The sequence below is a fragment of the Mycobacterium kyorinense genome (assembly GCF_001672775.1).
GTDB lineage: Bacteria > Actinomycetota > Actinomycetes > Mycobacteriales > Mycobacteriaceae > Mycobacterium > Mycobacterium kyorinense_A.
Genome location: NZ_LZKJ01000078.1, coordinates 29,017 through 48,035, shown reverse-complemented (window position 1 = coordinate 48,035; position 19,019 = coordinate 29,017). Strand labels below are relative to the sequence as shown.

Annotated in this window: 18 protein-coding genes; 12 read left to right on the top strand and 6 right to left on the bottom strand. The window is 67.1% G+C overall.

Annotated elements, in window-relative coordinates:
- Positions 1-5 precede the first annotated feature (5 nt).
- On the top strand, positions 6-1,553 hold the full coding sequence (locus A5707_RS07925; RefSeq protein WP_065013949.1) for a flavin-containing monooxygenase: 1,548 nt from the start codon (positions 6-8) through the stop codon (positions 1,551-1,553).
- Here A5707_RS07925 and A5707_RS07920 read toward each other — a convergent pair.
- From A5707_RS07920 to A5707_RS07910, 3 genes are read right to left on the bottom strand one after another with little or no spacing between them, the layout of a single operon-like run.
- Positions 1,518-2,075 (bottom strand): TetR/AcrR family transcriptional regulator, encoded by a 558-nt coding sequence (locus tag A5707_RS07920; RefSeq protein WP_065013948.1) that lies wholly within the window; start codon positions 2,073-2,075, stop codon positions 1,518-1,520. The two genes, A5707_RS07925 and A5707_RS07920, sit on opposite strands and share 36 nt — an antisense overlap.
- Positions 2,059-2,505, bottom strand: coding sequence for an SRPBCC family protein (locus tag A5707_RS07915; RefSeq protein WP_065013947.1), 447 nt, complete (start codon positions 2,503-2,505; stop codon positions 2,059-2,061). Before A5707_RS07915 ends, A5707_RS07920 begins: the two co-directional genes overlap by 17 nt.
- Before the next feature lie 41 nt (positions 2,506-2,546).
- The gene (locus A5707_RS07910) at positions 2,547-3,536 is read right to left on the bottom strand and encodes a tocopherol cyclase family protein (protein ID WP_232000666.1); all 990 of its coding nucleotides are present in this window, start codon (positions 3,534-3,536) and stop codon (positions 2,547-2,549) included.
- Between the two features lie 156 nt (positions 3,537-3,692).
- On the opposite strand from A5707_RS07910, the gene nrdF reads away from it, so the two are divergent.
- The 3 genes from nrdF to A5707_RS07895 all read left to right on the top strand — a co-directional run bounded on the left by nrdF (position 3,693) and on the right by A5707_RS07895 (position 6,722).
- The gene (gene nrdF, locus A5707_RS07905) at positions 3,693-4,667 is read left to right on the top strand and encodes a class 1b ribonucleoside-diphosphate reductase subunit beta (RefSeq protein ID WP_156657675.1); all 975 of its coding nucleotides are present in this window, start codon (positions 3,693-3,695) and stop codon (positions 4,665-4,667) included.
- 49 nt (positions 4,668-4,716) lie between these two features.
- Positions 4,717-6,258, top strand: a complete 1,542-nt coding sequence (locus tag A5707_RS07900; protein WP_065013945.1) for an adenylate/guanylate cyclase domain-containing protein — start codon at positions 4,717-4,719, stop codon at positions 6,256-6,258.
- A 131-nt stretch (positions 6,259-6,389) separates the two neighbouring features.
- Positions 6,390-6,722 (top strand): DUF3349 domain-containing protein, encoded by a 333-nt coding sequence (locus A5707_RS07895; protein WP_232000665.1) that lies wholly within the window; start codon positions 6,390-6,392, stop codon positions 6,720-6,722.
- Here the strand turns inward: A5707_RS07895 and A5707_RS07890 are convergent.
- Together A5707_RS07890 and A5707_RS07885 are read right to left on the bottom strand one after the other, a co-directional pair.
- Positions 6,719-7,759 carry an NAD(P)-dependent alcohol dehydrogenase gene (locus tag A5707_RS07890; RefSeq protein ID WP_065013944.1) on the bottom strand — a complete coding sequence of 347 codons (1,041 nt, stop codon included), beginning with the start codon at positions 7,757-7,759 and terminating at the stop codon, positions 6,719-6,721. The genes A5707_RS07895 and A5707_RS07890 overlap by 4 nt on opposite strands.
- 171 nt (positions 7,760-7,930) lie before the next feature.
- On the bottom strand, positions 7,931-9,040 hold the full coding sequence (locus tag A5707_RS07885) for an iron-siderophore ABC transporter substrate-binding protein (protein WP_065013943.1): 1,110 nt from the start codon (positions 9,038-9,040) through the stop codon (positions 7,931-7,933).
- Positions 9,041-9,194: 154 nt separating this feature from the next.
- Between A5707_RS07885 and ctaD the strand changes: the two genes are divergently transcribed.
- The 8 genes from ctaD (at position 9,195) to A5707_RS07845 (ending at position 17,606) form a co-directional block, all read left to right on the top strand.
- Positions 9,195-10,940, top strand: coding sequence for a cytochrome c oxidase subunit I (gene ctaD, locus A5707_RS07880; RefSeq protein ID WP_065013982.1), 1,746 nt, complete (start codon positions 9,195-9,197; stop codon positions 10,938-10,940).
- A gap of 25 nt (positions 10,941-10,965) precedes the next feature.
- Entirely contained in the window at positions 10,966-12,201 is a 1,236-nt protein-coding gene (gene serB / locus A5707_RS07875) for a phosphoserine phosphatase SerB (protein WP_065013942.1), read from the top strand.
- A gap of 134 nt (positions 12,202-12,335) precedes the next feature.
- On the top strand, positions 12,336-13,178 hold the full coding sequence (locus tag A5707_RS07870) for an ABC transporter ATP-binding protein (RefSeq protein ID WP_065013941.1): 843 nt from the start codon (positions 12,336-12,338) through the stop codon (positions 13,176-13,178).
- The gene (locus tag A5707_RS07865) at positions 13,175-13,969 is read left to right on the top strand and encodes an NUDIX hydrolase (RefSeq protein WP_065013940.1); all 795 of its coding nucleotides are present in this window, start codon (positions 13,175-13,177) and stop codon (positions 13,967-13,969) included. The genes A5707_RS07870 and A5707_RS07865 overlap by 4 nt, the downstream gene beginning before the upstream one ends.
- Complete coding sequence (locus A5707_RS07860) at positions 13,966-14,718, top strand: enoyl-CoA hydratase (protein WP_065013980.1); 753 nt, start codon at positions 13,966-13,968, stop codon at positions 14,716-14,718. Before A5707_RS07865 ends, A5707_RS07860 begins: the two co-directional genes overlap by 4 nt.
- An 11-nt stretch (positions 14,719-14,729) precedes the next feature.
- Positions 14,730-15,698, top strand: a complete 969-nt coding sequence (locus A5707_RS07855; protein WP_065013939.1) for a class I SAM-dependent methyltransferase — start codon at positions 14,730-14,732, stop codon at positions 15,696-15,698.
- Positions 15,656-16,855: a THUMP-like domain-containing protein gene (locus A5707_RS07850; protein WP_156657681.1), complete on the top strand. Its 1,200-nt coding sequence runs from the start codon at positions 15,656-15,658 to the stop codon at positions 16,853-16,855. Before A5707_RS07855 ends, A5707_RS07850 begins: the two co-directional genes overlap by 43 nt.
- 58 nt (positions 16,856-16,913) lie before the next feature.
- Entirely contained in the window at positions 16,914-17,606 is a 693-nt protein-coding gene (locus tag A5707_RS07845; protein ID WP_065013938.1) for an esterase, read from the top strand.
- 19 nt (positions 17,607-17,625) lie between these two features.
- Here the strand turns inward: A5707_RS07845 and A5707_RS07840 are convergent, their stop codons facing one another.
- On the bottom strand, positions 17,626-18,867 hold the full coding sequence (locus A5707_RS07840) for a PQQ-binding-like beta-propeller repeat protein (RefSeq protein ID WP_082969332.1): 1,242 nt from the start codon (positions 18,865-18,867) through the stop codon (positions 17,626-17,628).
- Positions 18,868-19,019: the final 152 nt, after the last annotated feature.

Genomic DNA, 19,019 nt, shown 5'->3' with positions numbered 1-19,019 from the left:
CGCTTATGACGATGACCGAGGCGACGCCGCAAACTCAGGCGCAGCAGAGTCCCGTACATACCCGCGCAGTCATCATCGGGACCGGCTTTTCCGGCCTGGGCATGGCCATCGCGCTGCAGCGCCAGGGGGTGGACTTCGTCATCCTGGAGAAGGCCGGCGACATCGGGGGCACTTGGCGAGACAACAGCTATCCGGGGTGCGCATGTGACATCCCGTCGCACCTCTATTCGTTTTCCTTTGAGCCCAAGCCGGATTGGAAGAACCCGTTCTCTTATCAGCCCGAGATCTGGGACTACCTCAAGGGCGTCACCGAGAAGTACGGGTTGCGCCGCCACATCGTGTTCAATTCCCTGGTCGATCGTGGCCACTGGGACGACGACGAACTCCGCTGGCACGTATTCACCGCCGACGGGCGTGAATACGTTGCCCAGTTCCTCATCTCGGGGGCCGGGGCGCTGCATATCCCCTCGATGCCCGATATCGAGGGCCGCGATGAATTCCGCGGTCCCGCTTTTCATTCCGCGCAGTGGGACCACGACGTCGAGCTAGCCGGCAAGCGTGTCGCGGTGATCGGCACCGGCGCCAGCGCTATTCAGATCGTGCCCGAAATCATCGACGAGGTCGCCGAACTCCAGCTCTACCAACGCACCCCGCCGTGGGTGGTGCCGCGCGCCAACCCCGAGCTTCCGCTGACCCTGCGTCGGGCAATGGAAAACGTTCCGGGGCTGCGGGCGCTGGTGCGCCTCGCGATCTACTGGGGGCACGAGGCGCTGGCCATCGGCATGACCAAGAGGCCGAACCTGCTGAAGTTCATCGAGGCCTACGCCAAGTACAACATTCGCCGATCGGTCAAGGACCGCGAGCTGCGCCGCAAGCTGACCCCGAACTACCGCATCGGCTGCAAGCGGATCCTGAACTCCTCCACGTACTACGGTGCAGTCGCCGACCCCAAGACCGAACTGGTCACCGACCCCATCTCCCGCATCACGCCCACCGGGATCGTGACGGCTGATGGCACCGAGCGGCAGGTCGACGTGATCGTCTACGGCACCGGCTTTCACGTCACCGATTCCTACACCTACGTGCAGATCAAGGGAATGCACGGGGAGGACTTGATCGACCGCTGGAACCGGGAAGGGCTGGGCGCCCACCGCGGCATCACCGTCGCCGACGTCCCCAACCTGTTCTTCCTGTTGGGGCCGAACACCGGCCTGGGACACAACTCGGTGGTGTTCATGATCGAATCGCAGATCCGCTACGTCGCCGATGCGATTAAGACCTGCGACAAGCGGGGTGCGCAGGCGCTGGCGCCGACGCGCGCCGCGCAGGACCGATTCAACGCGGAGTTGCAGCGCATGCTGGGTCCCTCCGTGTGGAACAGCGGCGGCTGCAGCAGCTGGTATCTCGACGAGCACGGCAAGAACACCGTGCTGTGGGGCGGCTACACCTGGCAGTACTGGCTCGGCACCCGCTCACTGCGGCCCGCCGAGTACCAGTTCTTCGGAGTCGGCGAGGGCTCACGCGCCGCCCGCAAGGCCGTCACCGCCCAGTAGGCGAGCGAAAGCCGCAGCGGCCGCGTCGACGCCGGCTTCGTCGTCGGTGGCCACGAGGTCCAGCAGGAGCCCGCGAATGACGGCCAGCCCGAGCCTCGCCATGGCGGGGTCGACCGTGCCGTCGAGGTCCTGGGCCTCGGCCAGCCAGCTGTCGACGGCGCCGGGAACCATTCGGGCGAAAGGCTTTTCGCCCTGGGCGGCGCGGGCGTAACACTCAAAGAAGAGGCGCTCGAATTGCCGCAGTTCGGGCCGTTGCAGGTCGGCCCACATTGCGGCAAAGCCCTCGGCCGGCTCGGTGGGCAGGTCGCGCAAGAGCGCCATCTGGCGGTGCTCGACCTCCTCGACGATCGCCACGAGCAGGTCCTCTCGAGAGCCGAAGTGGTGCAGCAACATTCGATGGCTGGTGCCGACGGCGGCGGCCACGTCGCGCAGCGAACGGTCGCCGACGCCGCTCGCGGCGAACTCCGCGACCAGCGCGTCGAGGAGCTGCCGGCGCCGTGCCGCGTCAGGGGTGCGAGGCATTGGCGCGGCTGAGTTGCTCAGACCGGGCCTTGAGCCCTTGGGCCTCCAGTTTGAGGTAGCGCTTGGTCATCGATCTCATCAGCCGTGCGACCAGAGTGCCGAGCGGGCCGCGCTGGTCGAGTTGTTGGCGCACCAGGGTGCGGCCGCCGGGTTGGGGGATCACTTCATGGCGCGCGGTGGTCGACGCCCCGGGCGCGCGCTGCACCCACGTCCACGACGAGCCCGGCTCGACCTCGGTGACCTGCCAGACCAGCTTCGCCATGCGCGGCTGCTTGATCGCGAACCGCTTGCCGACCGCGAGCCCGGGGCCGTCCACCGCGGACAGCGACGTCACTGACGCCGTCCACTCAGGCCAGCGCTCGACGTCGCTGAATACCTGCCAAACCAGCTGCGGCGACGCATCGATTTCGACACTGTCTTCGGTAATCATGTACCAAATGGTACATGTTGCCCCGTCTGTTGAACAGGGGCCTAGGCTGGCCGACTGCCGATTTCCAGACCCGCCAACTGCGTCGTGCCATCGAAAATGACACGGCCCCATTCGCGGACCGTGCAGCGCAAAGTGCCGGCCAGATATTCGTAGTCGGCGTCGATGTTGCGGCGCTGCGCGGGCAGCGGTACCGGAAGCACGTGGGGCCCCGCGTCGTCGCCACACCCATCTAGCTCAACGCGATAGCGCGCGCTGCGGGCGTCGACCCGCCACCGCTGTCCATCGCACCTGGACGACACCCACGCGGGGGGAGTGATGCGCAGGACCCGATCCTGTAGTCGCACAACAACTCCGGTCACCTCCTGCCGCAGCGGTCCGAACTCCAACAGGCCTCCCGGGAACGCGACAGACACGTCGGCTTCGCCGAAGTCGTGGGCCTGACCCCACCACCAGCGACGTGGGAAACCGGCACCCCAGTTGCGTTCGCAATACAATGTGGCGTCGGTAAACCGCCAATGTTGGTCTTCGCATGTCACTGTTCCCGAGGCCTTCGCGTCCAGTCGGTACGGATGCCAGTATTGATTCAAGAACGGCACCGACGAGGCGACTCCACCACCGCCAAATGCCTTCGGCCATCGGAATTCTCGGGTAATGGTGAGGTCCACCGCGCTGTCGCCGATGGCCATCGCCAGCCGCTTGGCGTTGGCTTCGACGAAGTCGGTGCCCGCGCGGGCGCTGACCGAAAATTGCGTGCGGTCGGCACTGACGTCGTCGATCGCAGCAGAACGCACCACGCCGCCGGGATGCAGCGCGATCGCGGCAGTCGACCAGTCGCCGGCGGGGTGCTGGTTTGCGCTGCACAGCGCGACGACCACGCGTCCGTCGGAGGGATCGGAAAGTCGCCAGAACCAGCCCTCCATTTCGGTGCCATGTGAGGGCAGCGGATCGCCGAACGGCACGTCGGCTCCCGTTCGGCGGTAGAGGGAAACAAGGCGTTGTGCGGCATGCGTAGCCGGGCCGAGGATGTCCACGGCACTTGCCATACCCCCGCGCGCGGCGGTCGAACCCGGGCGGGCCGCGCGACACGGCAACACAACTTCTGGTGTTGCGGCTACTTGTCGCACCCCAGGGGTAGTGTTTGAGGTCCGAACACGGCTGACAATCCGTCCTGGTGAAGTGGGGTTCTGGTGACCGAAAAACTGAAGCTGATCGACCGGGTCTCGGCGATCAACTGGAACCGGGTGCAAGACGAGAAGGACGCCGAGGTCTGGGACCGGCTGACCGGCAACTTCTGGTTGCCGGAGAAGGTGCCGGTGTCCAACGACCTGCCGTCCTGGGGCACGTTGACCGCCCACGAGAAGCAGATGACCATGCGGGTGTTCACCGGGCTGACCCTGCTGGACACCATCCAGGGCACCGTCGGCGCGGTCAGCCTGATTCCCGACGCGCTGACGCCGCACGAGGAAGCCGTCTACACCAACATCGCGTTCATGGAGTCGGTGCACGCGCGCAGCTACAGCAACATCTTCTCCACGCTGTGCTCGACGGCCGAGATCGACGACGCCTTCCGCTGGTCGGAGGAGAACCCCAACCTGCAGCGCAAGGCCGAGATCGTCATGCAGTACTACAAGGGCGACGAGCCGCTCAAGCGCAAGGTGGCCTCCACGCTGCTGGAGAGCTTCTTGTTCTACTCCGGCTTCTACCTTCCGATGTACTGGTCGAGCCGGGCCAAGCTGACCAACACCGCCGACATGATCCGGCTGATCATTCGTGACGAAGCCGTGCACGGCTACTACATCGGCTACAAGTTCCAGCGCGGTTTGGCGCTCGAAGACCCGGCCACCCAAACCGAATTGAAGGACTACACCTACGAGTTGCTCTTCGAGCTCTACGACAACGAGGTGGAGTACACCCAGGACCTGTATGACGAAGTCGGGCTGACCGAGGACGTCAAAAAGTTCTTGCGCTACAACGCCAACAAGGCGCTGATGAACCTCGGTTACGAGGCGCTGTTCCCGCGGGACGAGACCGACGTCAACCCGGCGATCCTGTCGGCGCTGTCGCCCAACGCCGACGAGAACCACGACTTCTTCTCCGGCTCGGGCTCGTCGTATGTGATCGGCAAGGCCGTCGTCACCGAGGACGAGGACTGGGACTTCTAAAGAGGCTGGTAGGCCCGCCGAGCAGCGAGATCGGCAGTACGCTCAACCGGTGACGGAAACGTCATACGCATCGTGTGGCGATCTCAGCTTGGCGTATCAGGTAGTCGGTGACGCGCCTGTCGAGCTCGTCGTCGTCGGACCGTTCGTCAGCCACCTCGAGCTGGCCTGGACTCTGCCGCAATACAAAGCGTTCATGGAGCAGCTCGCCACGTTCTGTCGCGTCCTTTTGTTCGACAAGGCCGGGGTCGGGCTGTCCGACCCGGTGCCGAAAGTTCGCACGCTGGATGATCGGGTGACCGAGATCGAGGCCGTGATGGACGCCGTCGGCTTCGGACAGGCGGTCATCTCCGGTCTAAGTGACGGTGGACCGGCGTCGATGATGTTCGCGGCCGCGCGCCCGGAGCGTGTGCGGGCGCTGATCCTCTGCGGCACATACGCATTCAATCCAGGCGTGTGGGACGACATGGATCGCGACCCCGGCCAGCTGCGGGCGCGTTTCCTGTCCGAGCTGGGTGAGACCTACACGCCGTCGATTGAACAACTCACCCGCTGGCTAGAAGCCGGCCGCGCCGTGCGCTCGGGGTGGGGTACCGGTGCGGCAGCCAGCATCAGCTCGCCGTCGGTCCGGTCGATACGCCAGCTCGCAATGTTGGAGCGTATGAGCGCGAGCCCGGGAATGGCGCGCGCGTCATTCGAAGCAGCCTTTCTGACTGACCTGCGGCCGATCCTGCCGACGATCACCGTGCCGACCCTGGTCATCCACGCCCGCGAAGATCCCGCGGTCCCGGTGCAGGGCGGCCGGTATCTCGCCGACCACATCCCCGGCGCGCGCTACCTCGAGGTCGAGGGCGTGGACCACGCACCGTTCTTAACCGAGCCCGACAAGATCCTGACGGGCATCGAGGAGTTCCTCACCGGCAGCCATGCCGCGCCGGCACAGTCGCATCGCGCGCTGCGCACCGTCTTGTTCACCGACATGGTCGCCTCGACCGAACACGCCGCGGCAGCGGGCGATGAGCAGTGGCGTGCGGTGCTGCACCGCTTTGGTGAGATCACCGCCGACCTCACGCAACGGTTCGGCGGCACGGTGGTCAAAAGCACCGGCGACGGCCATCTCACCACCTTCGACGGCCCGACGCAGGCCATCCGCTGCGCCGAGGCGTTGCGCGCTGACGCCGAGACCCTGGGCATCCAGATTCGCGTCGGCATCCACACCGGCGAATGCGAGTTACTCGACAACGACATCGGGGGGATCGCGGTACACATCGCGGCGCGGATCCTCGGGTACGCAGGCGCGGGCGACATTCTCGTGTCCCGCACCGTGCGTGACTTGGTCGTCGGCTCGGGCGCCGGCTTCGAGGACCGGGGCAACGTCGAATTGCGTGGCGTGCCGGGCATTTGGCAACTGCTGGCTGTGGATCGCCGCGGCCCGCGGGCTGGATCGCCGGAGGCGGAACTGGCGGCAATGCCGACGCCGGGCCGTCGGACCGCGATGCACCGCTCGGACCGCGCCGTGGAGCTGATCGCAACGCGCGCACCGTGGCTTATCCGCGGGATGGCGCGCCTCGCCCCGGCCACCGGCCGCCGATGAACAGCCGAAGTCTGCGCGTTGGACTGGAATCTAGCCTTCCCCCGCGAAAGCCTGTGAACGACATATCAATTGTGTGGGTCACACTGCGTGTCAGTAGCGCTGGTCACCGTGGCGGCGGCACACTAGACACCGTGGCTACCACTTCGTTTCTCAGCTCGGTGCTTCGTTGGCTGCAAGTCGGTTATCCCGACGGTGTGCCCGGACCGGACCGGGTTCCGTTGCTGGCGCTGCTGCGCAGCACTCCGCTGACCGAAGAGCAGGTCGCCGAGGTGGTGCATAACATCACCGTCGGCGGATCAAAGGCGTTGGAGGGCGGCCAGATTCACCACGACGAGATCGCCGAGTTCATCTCGGACATGACGCACTACGACGCCGGTCCGGAAAACATCCAGCGCGTCGCCGGGATCCTGGCCGCGGCCGGCTGGCCGCTGGTCGGGGTCGAGGTCGACGCTGAAAGCGCTTAGAGCGTCGACGTGTCGATCACGAAGCGGTAGCGCACGTCGCTGGCCAGCACCCGCTCGTAGGCCACGTTGACGTAGTCGGGTTCGATGACCTCGATTTCGGGCGTCACGTTGTGCTCGGCGCAGAAGTCCAACATCTCCTGCGTCTCGGCGATACCGCCGATCAGCGAACCGGACAGGCTGCGCCGCCAGGCTGCCAGCGGGAACGCCGGGACTTCCATCGGGTGCTCGGGCATCCCGAGCTCGACCATGGTCCCGTCGACATCGAGCAGTTTCAGGTATTCGCTGAGATCGAGGTTGGCCGAGACGGTGTTGATGATCAGATCGAAGCCGTCGCGCAGCGTCTTGAAGGTCTCAGGATCCGAGGTGGCGTAGTAATGCTTTGCGCCCAGGCGCAGGCCGTCTTCCATCTTCTTCAGCGACTGCGACAGCACCGTGACTTCGGCGCCCATCGCGGTAGCCAGCTTGACGCCCATGTGTCCCAGACCGCCCAGGCCGATCACCGCGATCCGCTTGCCCGGCCCGGCATTCCAGTGCCGCAGTGGGGAATACAGCGTGATGCCGGCGCACAGCAGCGGCGCCGCGGCGTCCAGCGGCAGCGCGTCGGGGATGCGCAGCACGTAGTTCTCGTCGACGACGATCGCGCCGCTGTAACCACCCTGGGTCGGCTGGCCGTCCCGGTCGACGCTGTTGTAGGTGCCCATCGGTCCCTGCTTGCAGTACTGCTCCAGGCCGGCCCGGCAACTGCTGCACTCACGGCAGGAGTCCACGAAACAGCCGACCCCGACGCGGTCGCCCACTTTGTGCTTGGTGACCTCCGAGCCCACGGCCGTCACCACGCCGGCGATCTCGTGGCCGGGCACCACCGGGTAGTTCGGTTGACCCCATTCGGCTTTGACAGTGTGGATATCGGAGTGGCAGATGCCGGCAAACTTGATGTCGATGGCCACATCGTGGGGCCCCGGGTCGCGGCGGGTGATCGTCGTCTTGGTCAGCGGCTCGGTCGCTGACGTGGCGGCATAGGCGGAAACAGTGCTCATCACAAACCTCTTGATTACGCGGATCGCAGCATCAGATTGAGAAGTCCGAGTAAGACGGACCTAGCCAGAATAGCCTAGGTAACCTATGTATTTCTTCCTCGTGAGGGCAATCTCACAGCCGTCCACCGCCCAGCGTCACGCTGGCGTGACGCTCGTGGGCGTGATCGGTCGTCAGTTGATCGGCGCGTTGACCCAGCGCAGGTCGTCGACCACGCCGCGGGCGGCGATAAGGCCCTGCCCGGTCTGCCACACCTCGTTGTTGACGATGAACACCCGGTTGTCGCGGTAGGCGGACAGCTTGCGCCAGGCATCGCTTTCGAGCACGGTCGGTGCGCGGTCTTTGGCGGCCGGTGACGCGAAAGACACATAGACAATGTCGGCGTCGGCCGCGCTGAGATCCGGCGTGCCGGCCAGGTTGGCGTCGGTGGTCCCGATCTCGATATAGGGCTTGTCGGTGAAGCGTTGCGCCGGTGGCCGATCGACCCCGACGGCCTTCAGCACACTGGCCGGGAAGTTGTCGGCGCCGTACACCCGTACGCTGCTCTCGGTGAACTGCACGACCGATGCCTGGAAGTGGGCGGCGTCGTGTGCGGCGCCGGTTTCGCCGGCCCGGGCGGTGAAATCACGAATCAACCCAGCCGCGGCGTCGGCGCGACCGGTGGCTGCCCCGATCCCGCGCAGGTTGTCCTGCCAGGCAGCTCCTGGCGCCGCGGTGAACACGGTCGGGGCAATGGCCGCCAACTGCGGGTAGAGCCGCGGCGTCACGGCTTGCGAGCCGAGGATCAGATCCGGCTTGGCCGCGGCGATCGCGGCCACGTCTGGAGCGCTGCGGGTGCCCACCCCGGGCAGGTCGTGCACGACTGTGCCTAGATACGACGGCTGGCTCGACGAGCCGTCGGGCAAGGCAGCCGAAACGATGCGGGACTGCAGGCCCAGCGCGCACAGCGCGTCGAGCGCATCTCCGGACAACGCGACGATGCGCTGCGGATCGGCGTGCACGTCGACCACCTCGGGGTTCACGCCCGCAGCGTTGTGTGCCTGCCGCATCGATGAGCCCGGATCGACCTGAGCCGGTTGATTTGCACACGACTCGTCGGGTCTGCGGTGGTTGCCCAGCACGCCGGCGCCGGCGATCTGGGTGGTGCTGGTGATCACCGATCGCGACGCCTCCGGCGGCGGTCGCCCCCCGGAGCTGCAACTAGTGCACAACGTGACCGAAATTGCCGTCGCACCAGCGGCTGCGGCAAGCGCAAGGCCTGGTCGGACACCGCTGAACAGCACGCGTCCGACGGTAACATCCGCGCAGCTCGCGACCAGCGCGACGAGGCCGCCCCGCCAATTACGACAGTTTGTAGGACCCGGCCCGTCACGCGACCGATCAGAGGTTAGGATTCAGTGAGAATCCCGGTGCCTTGTTCGACGTTTGGAGGAGCTCTTGACAACCGAAGCGCCCCCGCTGGGAGAACTTGAGGCCAGTCGCCCCTACCCGGCCCGGACGGGACCCAAAGGCAACCTGGTCTACAAGCTGGTGACCACCACCGATCACAAGCTGATCGGCATCATGTACGTCGTCACCTGTTTCGCCTTCTTCTTCATCGGCGGGCTGATGGCGCTGCTGATGCGCACCGAGCTCGCCGCGCCGGGTCTGCAGTTCCTGTCGAACGAGCAGTTCAACCAGCTGTTCACCATGCACGGCACGATCATGCTGCTGTTCTATGCCACCCCGATCGTGTTCGGGTTCGCCAACCTGGTGCTGCCGCTGCAAATCGGCGCCCCCGACGTCGCGTTCCCGCGACTGAACGCGTTCTCCTACTGGCTGTTCCTGTTCGGCGCGCTGATCGGAATGGCGGGCTTCATCACCCCGGGTGGAGCTGCGGACTTCGGATGGACCGCCTACACCCCGTTGACCGACGCCATCCACTCACCCGGCGCCGGGCCCGACCTGTGGATTGTGGGCCTGATCGTCGCAGGTCTGGGCACCATCCTGGGTGGGGTCAACATGATCACCACGGTGGTCTGCATGCGCGCCCCGGGGATGACCATGTTCCGGATGCCGATCTTCACCTGGAACATCCTGATCACGTCGATTCTGGTGCTGATGATCTTCCCGCTGCTGACCGCCGCACTGTTCGGGTTGGCCGCCGACCGGCACCTGGGTGCGCACATCTACGACGCCTCCAATGGCGGAGTTTTGTTGTGGCAGCATTTGTTCTGGTTCTTCGGGCACCCGGAGGTCTACGTCGTGGCGCTGCCGTTCTTCGGCATCGTCACCGAGATCTTCCCCGTCTTCGCCCGCAAACCGATCTTCGGCTACACCACGCTGGTGTACGCGACGATGTCGATCGCCGCGTTGTCGGTCGCCGTGTGGGCGCACCACATGTTCGCCACCGGAGCTGTTCTGCTGCCGTTCTTTTCGTTCATGACGTACCTGATCGCGGTGCCGACCGGAATCAAATTCTTCAACTGGATCGGCACTATGTGGAAGGGTCAGATGACGTTCGAGACGCCGATGCTGTTCTCGATCGGTTTCGCGGTCACCTTCCTGGCCGGCGGTCTGACCGGTGTGCTGCTGGCCAGCCCGCCGCTGGACTTCCACGTCACCGACACCTACTTCGTGGTCGCGCACTTCCACTACGTGCTGTTTGGCACGATCGTGTTCTCCACTTTCGCCGGGGTGTACTTCTGGTTCCCGAAGATGACCGGACGGCTGCTCGACGAGCGGCTGGGCAAGCTGCATTTCTGGTTGACGTTCATCGGTTTTCACACCACGTTCTTGATCCAGCACTGGGTGGGCGACGCCGGTATGCCGCGCCGCTACGCCGACTACCTGCCCACCGACGGCTTCCAGATGTACAACATCGTCTCGACGATCGGGGCGTTCATCCTCGGGGCATCGATGCTGCCGTTCGTGTGGAACGTCTTCAAGAGTTGGCGCTATGGCGAAGTCGTCACCGTCGACGACCCGTGGGGGTACGGCAACTCGCTGGAGTGGGCGACCAGTTGCCCGCCGCCGCGGCACAACTTCCACGAGTTGCCCCGCATCCGCTCCGAGCGCCCGGCCTTCGAGTTGCACTACCCGCACATGGTGGAACGGCTGCGCGCCGAAGCGCACATCGGCCGGGGGCCACATCCCGAGGGCGGCGACGTCACCGAAGCCGACGACGTGAGCGTTCGCACCTGATGAGCGATAGCGGCCACAGCCGCGGGTGAGTACGCCCGCCAAGGTGCCGGTGCTGATCACCGTCACCGGTGTCGACCAGCCAGGCGTGACGTCAGCGCTGTTCGAAGTCCTCTCCGAGCACAAGGTTGAGCTGCTCAATGTCGAACAGGTGGTCATCCGCGGCCGGCTGACACTGGGCGTGCTGGTGTCGGCCACGGTGGAAGTGGCCGAGGGCCAGGCGCTGCGCGATGACGTCGAGGCGGCCATCCGCCGGGTGGGCCTGGACGTCACGATCGAGCGCAGCGACGATCTGCCGGTCATCCGGGAGCCCTCGACCCACACCATCGTGGTTTTGGGCCGGCCGATCACCGCCGGGGCCTTCGGTGCGGTAGCTCAGGAGGTGGCCGCGCTGGGCGTCAACCTCGACGTCATCCGCGGCGTGTCCGACTACCCGGTCACCGGTCTGCAACTGCAGGTCTCTGCGCCGCCGGGCGTCGGCGGCAAGCTGCAGGCCGCGCTGACGCGGGTGGCCGCCGACGCGGGTGTCGACGTGGCGGTGGAGGACTACAGCCTGTCGCGGCGCGCCAAGCGGCTCATCGTGTTCGACGTCGACTCGACCCTGATCCAGGGCGAGGTGATCGAGATGCTGGCCGCCCGCAGCGGAGCCCAAGACGAGGTGGCGGCCATCACCGACGCAGCGATGCGCGGCGAACTCGACTTCACCGAGTCGCTGCAGCAGCGGGTCGCCACGCTGGCCGGCCTGCCCGCCAGCGTGCTCGACGACGTCGCCGCTCAGCTGGAGCTCACTCCGGGAGCTCGCACCACGCTGCGCACCTTGCGGCGGTTGGGATTTCACATTGGCGTGGTGTCCGGCGGCTTCCGGCAGGTGATCGAACCGCTTGCCCACGAGCTGATGCTGGACTTCGTCGCCTCCAACGAGTTGGAGATCGTCGAAGGCACACTCACCGGGCGGGTCGCCGGACCGATCATCGACCGGGCCGGAAAAGCCAAGGCGTTGCGTGACTTCGCGCACCAGGCCGGGATCCCGCTGGAGCAGACCGTCGCCGTCGGTGACGGCGCCAACGACATCGACATGCTGGCCACCGCCGGGATGGGCATCGCCTTCAACGCCAAACCGGCGCTGCGAGAGGTCGCCGACGCGTCGCTGAGCTACCCCTACCTCGACACCGTGTTGTTCATTCTCGGGGTCACCCGCGGTGAGATCGAGGCCGCCGACGCGGTCGACGGCGTGCTGCGCCGCGTCGATATCCCGCCCGAGTAGCTGCGCCGTCGGCCCGCGAAAGTGCAACTACCGGCGCGTTTTCCAAGTGGCGACGTCGATAACTGCACTTTCGCGGCACTTCACCACCACGGGTCGGGCAACGCAGCGCGGACCGCGTACGGCACGATGGTCGGGTGCCCGACCAGATCAGCGACGCAGCGCACCCCGACCTGCTGATCGACTTCCGCGAGGTTTCGTTGCGCCGCAGCGGCCAAACCCTGGTCGGGCCGGTCGATTGGGCGGTGGAGCTCGACGAACGCTGGGTGATTATCGGCCCCAACGGCGCCGGCAAGACATCGCTGCTGCGCATCGCCGCCGCCGCCGAACACCCGTCGTCGGGCGTCGCCTATGTGCTCGGTGAGCGGCTGGGCCGAGTCGACATGTCGGAATTGCGGGCCCGGGTGGGGTTGAGCTCGTCGGCGCTGGCGCAGCGGGTGCCGGGCGCCGAAGTGGTCCGCGACTTGGTGGTCTCGGCGGGCTACGCGGTGCTGGGCCGCTGGCGGGAGCGCTACGACGATGTCGACTACCACCGCGCGATCGACATGCTGGAAAGCCTCGGCGCCGAACATCTGGCCGACCGCAGCTACGAGACCCTGTCGGAGGGGGAGCGCAAGCGGGTGCTGATCGCCCGAGCGCTGATGACCGATCCCGAGCTGCTGTTGCTCGACGAGCCCGCGGCCGGTCTGGACCTGGGCGGGCGTGAGGAGCTGGTTACCCGGCTGACCGATCTGGCCGCCGATCCGGACGCGCCGGCCCTGGTGCTGGTCACCCACCACGTCGAAGAGATTCCACCGGGGTTCAGCCACTGCATGCTGCTATCGGAGGGGCAGATCGTCGCATCGGGTCTACTGGCAGATGTGTTGACCGCCGAAAATCTGTCCGCGGCGTTCGGCCAGTCGATCGCCGTGGACGTCATCGACGGGCGCTACTTCGCCCGGCGCACCCGCACCCGCGCAGCCCACCGGAGGCACTTGTGAGCACGCCATTGCCCGTGCGGCCCGCGGCGACGGTGATGCTGATCCGCGACAACACCCAAGGGCTCGATGTCTTTCTGATGCGGCGGCATGCGGGGATGCACTTTGCTGCCGGCGTGATGGTGTTTCCAGGCGGCGGCGTCGACGACCGCGACCGCAACGCCGAAATCGCTTGGGCCGGGCCAGGTCCGGGCTGGTGGGCGCGGCGGTTCGGTATCGACCCCGACCTGGCCGAAGCGCTGGTGTGCGCAGCCGCCCGCGAGACCTTCGAAGAGTCCGGCGTGTTGTTCGCCGGCCCGGCCGACGACCCGGAAAGCGTCGTCGGCGACGCGTCGGTCTATCGGGAATCGCGGCTCGCGCTGGCCGCGGGCACGTTGTCGTTCGCGGACTTCCTGCGCACCGAAAACCTGGTGCTGCATGCGGACCTGCTGCGGCCGTGGGCGAACTGGGTCACGCCCGAGGCCGAACGGACCCGCCGCTACGACACCTACTTCTTCGTCGGCGCCCTGCCCGCGGGCCAACGCGCCGACGGGGAGAACACCGAATCCGACCGGGCCGGGTGGACCACCCCGGAGGCGGCTATCGAAGATTTCGCGGCCGGCCGGACCTTTTTGTTGCCGCCGACCTGGACGCAGCTGGACTCGCTGGCCGGCCACAGCGTCGCCGACGTGCTGGCCGTGGAACGCCAGATCGTCGCAGTGCAGCCCGACATGGCGATCAAGGGCGACAACTTCGAAATCGAGTTCTTCGACTCCGACCGCTATAACCAGGCGCGGGGCAAGCGGTGGCCATGAGGGAGTTCGTCAGCGTCCACTCCGATGTCGCCCGCCCCGGCATCGCCACCGTGGTGCTCTCGCGGCCGCCCACCAACGCGATGACCCGCCAGATCTACCGTGAGCTCGCCGAGGCCGCCGGTGAGGTGGGGCGGCGCGACGACGTCACCGCGGTGGTCCTGTTCGGCGGCCACGAGATCTTTTCCGCCGGCGACGACATGGCAGCCTTGCGGGCGCTGAGCCCGGCCGAGGTCGAGACCTGGATCCGGGCGCGCCGCGACGGCCTCGACGCGGTCGCAGCGATCCCCAAACCCACCGTGGCCGCGGTCACCGGCTACGCGCTCGGTGCCGGGTTGACGCTGGCGCTGGCCGCCGATTGGCGGGTCAGCGGTGACAACGTCCGGCTCGGCGCGACGGAGATCCTGGCCGGGTTGATCCCCGACGGTGCCGGCATGGCGCGGCTGACCCGCACGGTCGGCGTCAGCCGGGCCAAGGAGCTGGTGTACAGCGGGCGTTTCTTCGACGCCGAGGAAGCGCTGGCCTTGGGGCTGGTCGACGACATGGTGGCCCCCGACGACGTCTACGACGCCGCCGCAGCGTGGGCCAACCGGTTCATCGACCGCCCGCAGCCGGCGCTGGCCGCGGCCAAAGCCGGGATCGACGACGTCTACGACCGCAGCCCTGCCGAGCGGGGGGCCGCCGAGCGCAGCCGCTACGTCGAGGTGTTCAGGGCCAGCCTCGGCGGCCTCGCCGAGCAGCCCGGCCGATAGGCTGGGCCACCATGACGAGTATCGATCCGTCTCCCCAGCCGCATGCCACGGCCGAGCAAGTGGAGGCTGCCCGGCACGACAGCAAGCTCGCACAGGTGCTCTACCACGACTGGGAAGCCGAAAACTACGACGAGAAGTGGTCGATCTCTTATGACCAGCGTTGCGTCGACTACGCCCGCGGCCGGTTCGACGCCATCGTTCCCGACCACGAGATCCGTCGGCTGCCCTATGACCGTGCGCTCGAATTGGGTTGTGGCACTGGGTTTTTCTTGCTCAACCTGATCCAGTCCGGGGTCGCGCGACGCGGGTCGGTGACCGACCTGTCTCCGGGCATGGTCAAAGTCGCCACCCGCAACGGGCAGTCGCTGGGTCTGGACATCGACGGGCGGGTCGCCGACGCCGAGGGCATCCCCTACGACGACGACACGTTCGACCTGGTGGTCGGCCACGCGGTGCTGCACCACATCCCCGACGTCGAGCTGTCGCTGCGGGAGGTGCTGCGGGTGTTGCGTCCGGGTGGTCGGTTCGTCTTCGCCGGCGAGCCCACCACCGTCGGCAACGGCTACGCTCGCGCGCTGTCGACGCTGACCTGGCGCGTCACCACCAACGCCACCAAGCTGCCGGGCTTGGGCAGCTGGCGGCGCCCGCAAGCCGAACTCGACGAATCGTCGCGGGCCGCGGCGCTGGAGGCCGTCGTCGATTTGCACACGTTTGCCCCGGCAGACCTGGAGCAGATGGCCGTCAACGCGGGTGCAGTCGACGTCGAAACCGCCAGCGAGGAGTTCACCGCCGCGATGCTGGGCTGGCCGGTGCGCACCTTCGAGGCCGCGGTGCCGCCCGGCCGGCTGGGCTGGGGCTGGGCGAAATTCGCGTTCGGCAGCTGGAAGACGCTGAGCTGGGTCGACGAGAACCTTTGGCGGCAGGTGGTGCCGAAGGGCTGGTTCTACAACGTGATGATCACCGGGATCAAGCCGTCCTGAACTTCGGGCTCGACGACGTCGGCTACCTGACGTCGGATGCCGGTTCGGCGGCGCTGCGCGTGGTTGCCGGGTTCGCGTTGACCGACCGGGTGGCCGACATCGCAGCGATCCGCGCGCGATTCGGAGAGCGCACACCGGTGCTGGTGGAAACGGTGTTGCTGCGTCGGCGCGCGGAGGCCAAATTGCCGGGTACCGGTGACTGGCTGTTCACCGACGAAGCGCTGCAGCAAGCCAGCGCTGCCCCGGTGGCGGCGCACCGGGCGCAGCGGCTGGCCGGCCACCTGGTCCACGACGTGACGTGCTCGATCGGCACCGAACTCGCCGCGCTGCACCGGTCGGCGGCCCGGGTGGTGGGCAGCGACATCGACTCGGTGCGGCTGGGGATGGCGCGACACAATGTGGCCGGTGAGGTTTATCTGTGCCGGGCCGACGCGCTGCACCCGGTAACCCGCGGCACCACCGTCGTCGTCGACCCGGCCCGGCGCGCCGACGGGCGGCGGCGCTTCAACCCGCGCGATTACCAACCCGCGCTGGACCAGGTGTTCGACGTCTACCGCGACCGGGACGTCGTCGTAAAGTGTGCTCCTGGAATCGATTTCGACGCGGTTCGGCAGCTCGGCTTCGACGGGGAGATCGAGGTGAGCTCGTTTGGCGGGTCGGTTCGGGAAGCATGCTTGTGGTCGGCCGGTGTGGCCGAACTGGGTGTGCGACGGCGAGCCAGCCTTCTTGACCGCCATGAACACATCACCGACGCCGAGCCGGACGACTGCGGTGTGCGACCCGTCGGCCGGTGGATCGTCGACCCGGACGGCGCGGTGGTGCGGGCGGGTCTGGTGCGCCACTACGGTGCGCGGCACGGGTTGTGGCAACTCGACCCGGACATCGCCTATCTGTCCGGCGACCGGCTGCCGCCTGGCGTGCGCGGTTTCGAGGTGCTGCATCAGCTGCCCTTCGACGAGCGACGACTCCGGCAGGCATTGGCGACGCTGAACTGCGGGGCGCTGGAGATTCTGGTGCGTGGTGTGGACGTCGACCCGGACGCGGTGCGCAAGAGGCTCAAGCTGCGCGGCGAGCAACCGCTGGCCGCAATCATCGCCCGGATCGGCTCGGGCAGGACCAGCAGTGTGACGGTGTTCGTTTGTCGTTCGTCGCGATGAGCGCCCAGGTAGGCTCACGTGGACGGCGGGGGCGCCGTCTTTCCGTTTGTGAGGGTGAATGCGCAATGTGATCGTGGCCGCGGTGCTGGCGGCCGCAGCCTTGACGGGCTGGCCGAGCGGGCCGGTGGCGGCGGCGGATCCGTCGTGCGCCAGCCTGGGCGGCAGCGTGGAGAGCGGACAGATGTGTCACGTCCACACCTCGAACGCCACTTACACCCTCGACATGCGGTTTCCGGTCGACTACCCCGACCAGCAGGCGCTGATCGATTACCTGACCCAGAACCGGGACGGATTCGTCAGCGTGGCGCAGACCTCTGGGCCGCGCGACCAGCCCTATCAAATGGATGTGACGTCCGAGCAGTACCGTTCCGGGCAACCGCCGAAGGGCACCCGCAGCGTGGTGCTCAAGATATTCCAGGACGTCGGCGGCCCACGCCCGTCGACCTTCTACAAGGGGTTCAATTACGACCTGGAGCGACACCAGCCCATCACGTTCGACACGCTGTTCGCGCCGGGCAGCAAGCCGCTGGATGCCATCTATCCGATCGTGCAGCGCGACCTGGGACGCCAGACCGGGCTGGGCGCGGCAATCCAGCCCGGTGCCGGCCTCGACTCGTCGCACTATCAGAACTTTGGCATTACCGACGACCAGTTGATCTTTTACTTTGCGCCGGGAGAACTACTGCCGCCCTTCGCCGGTGCCGCCCAGGCCCAGGTGCCGCGCAACGCCATCCCGCCGCTGACGGTGTAGATCGGCTACTTGGCGGGCCTCAGGCCGGGGCGTAGCTGTACACCTGCCCGGCGCTGGTGGCGACGACCACCCGACGATCGTTGCCGACCGCCACACCGACCGGGTACCCGGTGGCCTCCGGCAGCGGATAGCTGTTGAGGGTATGGCCGTCCTTCGGATCGAAAACCAGCAGCGACATGCCGTCCCCGCTGCGGGCCACGGTGTAGCCGACGGCGGCACCGGCCAGGCTCGACGACGACAGTGGGGTGACGTCGTCGCGGCGCCACACCTGCTCGGCGTGGTCGCCGGCGTCCTTGAACGCGACCAGCTGTGTGTCGGGGCCGCCGCCGGACACGATCAGCCCGCCCGGGGTGACCGCGGGCGGTGTCTGCGCCAAAAACTTCAGCGGCACCGACCATTTCGGCTTTCCGTCGGAGGCGTGCAGCGCCCATAGCTGCTGATCGCGGCCATTGACGTAGACGGTCGAACCGTCGGCGGACAGCACCGGGCTGGCCAGCACGCCGGCGGTGACGGCGTCGCTGGTCCAATCCCGGGTCAGCAGCGGGTTTTGACCCCGGTGGTATTTCAGCCCGACCAGCACCGGCGCCGCCGCACCCGGCTCCCACAGGCTCACCACTACCGTTTTGCTGGCCGCCGAGAACGCCGGCGCCGCGGCGACCGGGCAACCGGAGCGCGCCGGCGCGCAGTCGGCCAGTCCGCGGGTGAAATCGGTCGGGTCAATTCCGTCGACCAAGTCCAACGGGCTGCCGGCGGTGACTCCGCGGCGGGCGTCGAAGACCAGCACCTGACCCAAGTGGGTGATCACCAGCAGCTGACCGTCGTCGAGAAACCTTGGGGTGGAGGGCATTCCGATCACCGGTGCTCGCCAGCGGATCCACTGCGTGGGCGGGAAGGACAGCATCGCGCCGGGTTGGCCGATGTAGACGTTGTCAAAGCCGTCGAAGAGTGGACCGAAAAATCCACCGCCCTGATACAGCCGGGTGCACCAGCGCTGCCGGCCGTTGTCGTCGTTCTCCCACTCCATCAGCGAGCAACCGCCCGGAGTCTGGGCGTTGAGCACCAGCCAGCCGCGCCCGCTGAGTGCCGGTGCGGCCGCCAGGCTGCCTTTGACCGAGCGGGTCCAGCGCAGGCTCAGCGCGGTGGCCCCGACCGTCGGGGTGTAGCTGCTGTTGGCGGCATCGCCGTATTGGGCCGGCCAGGCCGGGGCTGACGCGGCGTCCACCCACGAGTCGGTGTTGCGGCATCCGGCCAGCGTGACCATTAACAGCGTGACCGCTACTGCAGCGAGGCGCCGGGTGGTGGGTTGCGGGGCCACAATCCGTGCACGCGGCGAAACGGACGTCGGCCAGAACACGGTGCCGAGAGTAACCGAGGAGGGCCGACGCTCTGCGTCCCGCATCGGCGTCAGGCTGT